Origin of the sequence: Micromonospora sp. NPDC048843 (genome assembly GCF_040649965.1) — a bacterium.
In the GTDB taxonomy this organism is placed as follows: Bacteria; Actinomycetota; Actinomycetes; order Mycobacteriales; family Micromonosporaceae; genus Micromonospora; species Micromonospora hortensis.
The window spans coordinates 1-7,100 of record NZ_JBEZGJ010000263.1 but is presented as its reverse complement, the minus strand read 5'-3'; the positions used below and the strand labels follow the sequence as shown (position 1 = coordinate 7,100).

The window sequence follows — 7,100 nt, the reverse complement described above, 5'->3', positions numbered from 1 at the left end:
CCGGCAGGACGTTCGCCCGCACCAGGAAGGCGATGCACGAGTCGCAGGGCCGCTCGGCGGGCCCACCAGCGGGATCGCCCGGCTCACGGACCCGGAAGATCTCGAAGCGGGCGCCCTCCAGCAGCGCCGCTGCCTCGGCCCGGCCCATCGGCGCGATGCCCTCGGCGGCGCGGCGGTGGTCGTACTCGTGCAGGACGTCGGAGATCACGATCAGCTCGGCGTGCGCCGCCCCGCCGCGAACCAACTCGCCGGGGGGCAGCTGGTCGAGATAGTCGCGGACCAGCGGGTGATGGTTGAGTGGCACGTCGGCCTTCGTGCCCTGGGCCGTCCAGATCCGTCCGTCGATGGTCAGGTGCGCGGCGGTGTTCGGGGTGGCGCCCCGATGGATTTCCCGGAGCAGCAGGCTCGACGGGTCGAGGGTGCGGGGAGCCGTCGGCCCGACGGGCTGGCTACGCCGGTACAGCTCCGCCACCACAGTGCTCGGCACCCGGGGCCAGGTGGTGACAGTGCCGGTTTGCTTGTCGATGACTGTCGTCGGCAGGTCACCCGGCACCGTGCGCACCTCGGTGGGCACGACGGACGTGATGACCCACCCCAGGTCGAACTCGTCGACCATTGCGGTGCACTCGTGGCCGAGACGCTGCGAGTCACGGCGGGCCCAGGTGGCCGCGAGCTGCTCGGCCTGTTGACGGTCGATCACGCATTGAAACTACCGGACTACGCGGATCGATGGCGGCCGGTATTGTCTTGCTCTACCGACGGTGACGGGAGGGCGGCGGTGGACGAACAGGCGGACCGGGGCGTCAATCGCGAGCTAAGGGCCCGATTCGACGACGTTTACGGGCAATACCAGCAGCTCAGGTCCGGTTTGGACACGCTCCAGACACGACTCGCCGCGCTGCGGGTGACCCGTCGCTCGGCTGACGGCCAGGTGACGGCCACAGTGGGCGCGCAGGGCCAGTTGATCAAGGTTGAGCTGACGCCGGCCATCTACCGAGACCGCGACGCTGACGCGCTCGGCCGAAAGGTCACCGAAACGATCCGGGCCGCCGCGACCGCCGCCGCCGACGCCACCCGCGACCTCGTCGCGGAGAGCATGCCGGCCGGCTCCGGGGCGACCGACTTCCTCAAGACCGGCGACTACGCCACGCTGCTCGGTCGGGCCGACGCCGTCCTCGGCAACGGTGAGGCGAAGCCATGACCGACGGGCAGCTCTGGCTTGATCCGTCCCGGGCCCTCCGGGGTGGTGCCGACCTGGCGCTCGCCGGCGATGCGGTGACGGCCCGCCGTGCGGCGGAGGGTGGCGCGATCGAGGCCGCCAGCGGTGCCCGGCCCTGGGGCCGCGACGACATCGGCGCCGCCTTCGAGCGCAACTACCGCGGGTTCGAGCAGACAGTGCTGCGGGCCTGGGCCGGCGTCGGGCACCGGCTCACCGAGCTGGGCAGCGACGTGGTCGAGGCGGTCGACGCGAGCGTGCAGACCGACGGGGCCAACGCCGCCCGGGTCGGTCGGGCCGCCGACCGGCGTTGACGGTCGACGATCCCGATGAGCGTGCTGCCGAGCCCCATCCCGCACCCCCTGGACTACGCGCCCTGGGACGTGCCCGGCTGGATCTACGAGGCCCTCGACTGGGTGGTCGGCGTGCAGTGGCCGGAGGGCAACGAGCGGGCCGTCTGGGACGTCGCCGACCAGTGGTACGCGGTCGCCTCCGTGCTCGCCGGGCCGCACGCCGACGCCGCCGCGGCCGCCGTCGAGGTGCACAACGGGTACGGCGGCGTCGGGGCTGTCGACGCGGCGTTCGAGGCGGCCTGGCGGGGAATCGCCGAGGGCGCTGACGCCCCGCTTTCCGTGCTGCTCGCGGTCACGGCCGACCTGGGCCGCCTGGTCGAGGAGTGCGGCTGCGACATCGAGGGCGCCAAGCTGGAAGTCTGGATCGAGCTGGGCATCCTGGTCATCGAGCTTCTCACAGTGGCGGTGGCGGCGGTGTTGACCGCCGGTGCGGCAACCCCGGCCGCCGGCGCGGCGATCACCGCGACACGACTGCTGGTTCAACAGATCTTCAAGCGGCTGATGGGCCAACTGGCCAGCAAGTCCCTCAAGCACGGGCTCAAGGAGGCCGGCGAGCGGGCCGCCAAGGAGGTCGCCCGAGGTGGTGCACGCGGGCTCGCCAAGCGGGCCGTCCGTGGCGGGCTGGAGGAGGCCACCGAGGAGGCCGGGGTCACCCTGGCCACCCAGGCGTACCAGAACTCCACCGGGCGGGCGCACGGCCTGGACCTCACCGATCTCGGCGCCTCGGCGGTCGGCGGGCTGGCCGGCGGGGCGGTGGCACCGCTGGCCGGCCTGGGCCGGCACGCGACCGGGCGAGCGGCGAAAGTCGGGGAGCACCTCGGGCGGGAGATGACCGGCGAGGTGCTCGCCGACAGCGCGGCGAGCCTGGCCACCGGTCAGGGCCTGACCTCGATGGAGGACGTGGCGCGCGCCGCCGCGTCCGGGGCCACCGGTTCGGCGACCGGGCAGACCGACCACGCGCTACGCGCCCGGCTCGACGCACAGGCCAACGCCCTTGCCGGAGCATCATTCACGGGCCCCTCCCTCCCGGCTGTGCCGCCCGTCGCGGGGGACGCGGTCTCTGCGGGAGGGTCTCCCTCCGTCGGGGTCTCGTCTGCGGTGGCCTCGGCTGCGACGGGCGCTCCTTCTGCGGGGGCTGCCGGTGGTGTGGCCTCGGGTGGCGTGGCGACGGCTGCGAGCATTCCGATGCAGGCGACGGAGAGCGTTGCCACCACGCCGTCGAACCAGTCGGCTGCGCCGACGACACCGGCTGTCGAGCAGTCACGGGGAGCCGGGCTGGCGTCTCCGGTCGCGCCCGACGTGCAGACGTCGTCACCGATGCCGGTTGGCGCGGTGTCCGACGTGGACGCGGTGGATCGTTCGGTACGCGCGTCCGAGGTGACTCCGTCGACGGGCGGGTCGTTCGGCGACAGAGCGGGCGTCGCACACCCGTCCGACCCCGTGCCCTCGGCGACGACCACCACCCCGGCCACGTCGGCGGTGGATGTCGGTCCCGTCGCGTCGGCTTCGGCTGCCGATCCGGCCACCTCGGCGGTGGCCGACCCGAGTCGGCCTGTGGTGGGTGCTGATCCGAGGCTTTCGTCGGCGTCCGCGCCCGTGGTCGGTCCCCTCGAATCGAGCGGCGGGCCGGCTGCCAGCGGTGTGCCGCCAACCCACCCCGGCAGCTCACCGCACCCCACCACCTCCGGACCGACCGCATGGTCTCCGGCGACCGGCCCCTCCGCGCCGACGACCACCCCCGGGCTGGCGGCGCCGGTCACCTTCGGCGTCCCGACCACCACCCACGGGCCACTGCCGGTCGCCTCCACCCCACCGGCGGTGGGTCGGTTCGCCGTGCCCTCGCGTGTCCCCACCCGGGCGACGCCCGCACCGGTGCGAGCGCCCGACCATCCCGCCCGGGGAAGGGCGTCGATCCCCGTCGACGTGGCAGCGTTCGGCGCCCCGACGGTGCGCGAGCCGGAGACCAACGATTCGTACGCGGCGCAGTGGGCCGCTGCGGCGGAAGCCGCCGAGCGGCGGCGCTACCAGGACCACTACGAGTCGGTGCGGATCGGGTTCGAGAACAACCGCCGGCAGGCCGAGGCCTCCCGACTGCGCACCCGCGCCGTGGAGCACGATCGGCGAGCCGTCGAGTACGCCACCTACGCCCGGCAACTGCACCAGGCCGGCAACCGGCAGTGGGCCGACGGCTGGCAGCGCGCCGCGAACGAGGAAACTCGCGCGTACGCCGAATGGCGTGACCTGGCAGACGCGGTGCTGGCCGGCACCACGGCCCCGCCGGTAGTGGACATCAGCGCCACCTTCGAGCACGCCAACCGGGACGTGGGCGCCCTGGCGCTCGGCGCGGTGGAGACTGCCGGCCCGTCCATGCTCACCGGCGACGACGATCCGCCGCCGATCGACGACTCCCGGCCGTACGGGCAGCCCGGAGGACTTCGGCCACCGCTCGCCCTGCACCAGGTCGACGTCGAACGACAGATGCCCCGCGGACCGGACGGCACCGTCACCCGCACCGCCGACCCTCGACACGGCGGCTGGTTCGGGCTGCTCAACGACGGCGGTCCCGCGGCCGACGCCACCCGGGGCATCAACTGCTTGGACTGCACACTGTCGCTGTTCGAGACGTGGGTGCACGGGCGACCCCGCGTATCGGCGCCCCGAACGTTCGACGGCTACCTCGACGGTGACATCCGGCGCCCCATCCGTGGCGAGGCGGGCGGCCCCGGTCGGGTGGAGGACGTGACCGGCGGACGCTTCCAGCAACTCCTCGCCCCGGCGTCCGGTCAACGTACGGACGCAGCGCAGGCGCGGCAGGCCGCCGACCGGGGCTACGGCAACCTGCACGACCAACTGCTGCTGGGCGGCCACGGCAGCTACTCGTTCCTGGTCACCGAGTGGGCGCACGGTGGTTCGCACGCCTGGGTGGCGCTCAACCAGAACGGCACAGTGCTCTACGTCGACCCGCAGAACGGCGTGGTCCGGGACCGGCCGCTCTACCCTGACGTGGTCGGCATCGACGCGCTGGTGCTGAGCGGAGACGGCAGACCGATGCCGCTCGGCGGACTACCCCGGGGCCGGTTCAGCGAACGGCCCGACCTGCCGGATCACCCGCCGACGTACGACGACGGCGGCCACGGCGACCCGTACATCAACCGGATGTACCTGCTCCTCGACGGCCCGGGTTCTTCGGGTGCCGATTTCGGCCGGGCCGAACCCGATGATGTTGCTCGATCAATGCCCAACCTCGCCCAGCTCACGAGTGCCGAGCTGGCAGTGCTCACAGAGCTGCGTGGGCGCGCTCTGGGCGCTGCTGACCAGGTCGAGGATGCTTTGGCTCAGGTCGGGCAGGACGTGACCGACGCGCTTGGCCTAGACGAACCAGTCCGATTACGGGATCGCGAGTATCGCGTCAAGGGGCTGGAATCGCTGGCACGGAAGTACCTCGACGAGGCCCGCGTCGCCACGATCGGGGCAACGGACTTTGCAGCAGGCGTCAATGATGTCCTGAGGTTTTGCTTCGAGGTGCCAGCGGGCCAGCATTACAGTAACGCCGTCGACCTAGTCCTTGCCGGCCTGACCGAAGCTGGCTTCTCAGTGCCGACTTCAGCCTGCAAGAACTTCTGGCGCCAGGGAAACCGGTTCTACGGACTGAATTGCACACTTCGTTCGCCGGACGGGATGCTGATCGAGTTGCAGCTGCACACTTCGGTGTCGCGAGAAGTGTGGCTGGCCACCCATGAGGAGTACGAGATCGTAAGGCGTCCTTCGGACAGTCCCGAACGACGAGTCGACGCGCTATTGCGAATGATTAGTGTGAACCGCGCTAGCGGCCTGCCGGATGCGCTGCCGAGCGGGCTCGATCTCCGCTTCCCGGCCAAGGATGCCACCTTCGCCAAGTGGATCAGCCAGAACGTCGGCGTCTGGCGCGAATACCGCGCCTGGCTGACTAGCCAAGGAACGAGCCTTGCACAGGTGGTGCAAGGGCTGGGGTTAGGGTCTCGTGACTTCCCCATAGCGCCGCAGGTTGCCGAAGAGTTGGAGCAGGAGATTGTTGAGCTATTACGTGATCTACCGGATCGATGAGCAGAGCGACGCGGCCGGCCTCTTCGTCATGGATGCGGGCCTAGGTCAGGCTGTTCTCTGGGATCATCGTGCCCGAGCTTGGGCCTACGATCCGGGGCTTGTAGTGCGCTTCCTCGACGACTACCGGAATGCGGACCGTTACAAGAACGTGAGCCGCGCTGACGCTGAGGCAGTGGTTGGAGCAGTCACCGGTGGTGAGACGCTGCCTGACGAAGGTTCAATCCGCGCCATCTTCAAGCGCGGCGGCGGTGTTCACTGAGGGGAACATTCCGATGGTCAGGGGTCTTGTGCTTCCCTCCTGCTACCTCTACTACCAGTCGCCTGTGAAGATCGTCGAGACTCCCGACGGCGGCGCCAGAGTTTGGCGGGTTGCGATCGACACTGGTGCTTGGCAGGAAAAGAACGACCTGTTTAGCGAGATCGTTTTCGACATCGGGGGCGACGTATTTCGGCGCACTCCTGAGGACTTCGTGCAGGAGGTGGAGGCGTTCCGGGCGCACTATCTCGAGGGCGAAGGTCCAATCTTCGCGCTCTACGAGACGGTGCGGTCGATCCAGCTTATTGCGGACGCCGAAGCGCGTCACGAGACGCCGAAGGAGCAGGCGCTCATTCGTGGGATTCGGCAGCGGACGTTCGTCATGTTCGAGGAGCAGCTTCGCGCAGCCGGTGATCCTGGCGCGGACCCCGACATAGCGAGAGTGAAGTAGGCACGCGTCGCGGATGGACAGACGGAGAGCGGTTCGGTGAGACCGGAGGACTGGAGGCTCGGCTGGTACGGACGCAGGTGCGGTACGAGCAGGCAGTCTTCGGTGGCAACGCGAAGTCGTTGGATGAGGCGGAGCGGGATCTCCCAGCGCTGGACGCGGATGTGGCGTTGGCTCGGGGGGCGGCTCCTGCACGCCCGTTTCCTGGAGACCGGGCTGGCGGCGGACAGTGGCGCGCACGGGGTTGGTCGGTGGGTCGAGGAGGCCCGCGAGGAGTTGGGGCTGGCCTGAGCGTGGAAGCGGTCGGTGGGGGTGAAGCCCTGGCGGGGCCGAATAAGATCGACGCATGGCGAAATCCGGTACGCAGAGCGTCAGGTCCACCGTCTGGGCCTGGCCGGTCGGCATCCTGATCGGTCTGGCGATCGGCATTCCCGTGTTCGGTGCGAAGGGTGGCGTCGCCTTCGGTGTCGCCCTCGGCATTGCCTTCGCGCTCGGCCTGGGTGCGATCAGGGGCCGGGCCGACGGTGACCCCGCTCAAGGTGGCTCGGACGGTAGGGCCGCCGGGGATGGCGCCGACGCCTCGGGCCGAGGGTGATCGACTCCGGTTCCTTGAAGTCGGGGCATCCAAGGCCGTGGGATAGCCCGACTTCCGTGAAGCCGAGTGGATCATGGCGCACGCCGGGCACGCCGGGCATGAACGCCGCGCCGGACGCGCCGGGCGCGGGAACGACCGGGCCGCCGGGC

Annotated in this window: 8 protein-coding genes; 7 read left to right on the top strand and 1 reads right to left on the bottom strand. The window is 70.5% G+C overall.

The features are described from left to right. On the bottom strand, positions 1-700 hold a 700-nt coding region (locus AB0C20_RS33975), incomplete at its 3' end, for a YwqJ-related putative deaminase (protein WP_357569538.1). A gap of 78 nt (positions 701-778) precedes the next feature. On the opposite strand from AB0C20_RS33975, the gene AB0C20_RS33970 reads away from it, so the two are divergent. From AB0C20_RS33970 to AB0C20_RS33940, 7 genes are all read left to right on the top strand, one after another. Continuing rightward, complete coding sequence (locus AB0C20_RS33970) at positions 779-1,201, top strand: YbaB/EbfC family nucleoid-associated protein (protein WP_357184015.1); 423 nt, start codon at positions 779-781, stop codon at positions 1,199-1,201. Continuing rightward, positions 1,198-1,530, top strand: coding sequence for a hypothetical protein (locus AB0C20_RS33965; protein ID WP_357184018.1), 333 nt, complete (start codon positions 1,198-1,200; stop codon positions 1,528-1,530). The genes AB0C20_RS33970 and AB0C20_RS33965 overlap by 4 nt, the downstream gene beginning before the upstream one ends. A 15-nt stretch (positions 1,531-1,545) precedes the next feature. Then, a complete protein-coding gene (locus AB0C20_RS33960; RefSeq protein ID WP_357569537.1) occupies positions 1,546-5,652 on the top strand; it encodes a toxin glutamine deamidase domain-containing protein in 4,107 nt (1,368 codons plus the stop codon). Continuing rightward, positions 5,621-5,911: a hypothetical protein gene (locus tag AB0C20_RS33955; protein ID WP_357184024.1), complete on the top strand. Its 291-nt coding sequence runs from the start codon at positions 5,621-5,623 to the stop codon at positions 5,909-5,911. The genes AB0C20_RS33960 and AB0C20_RS33955 overlap by 32 nt, the downstream gene beginning before the upstream one ends. A gap of 64 nt (positions 5,912-5,975) precedes the next feature. Then, entirely contained in the window at positions 5,976-6,359 is a 384-nt protein-coding gene (locus AB0C20_RS33950; protein WP_357184027.1) for a hypothetical protein, read from the top strand. A gap of 123 nt (positions 6,360-6,482) precedes the next feature. Beyond that, positions 6,483-6,647 (top strand): hypothetical protein, encoded by a 165-nt coding sequence (locus AB0C20_RS33945; protein ID WP_357569536.1) that lies wholly within the window; start codon positions 6,483-6,485, stop codon positions 6,645-6,647. A 55-nt stretch (positions 6,648-6,702) separates the two neighbouring features. After that, complete coding sequence (locus AB0C20_RS33940; RefSeq protein ID WP_357569535.1) at positions 6,703-6,951, top strand: hypothetical protein; 249 nt, start codon at positions 6,703-6,705, stop codon at positions 6,949-6,951. The last annotated feature ends 149 nt before the right edge of the window (positions 6,952-7,100 follow it).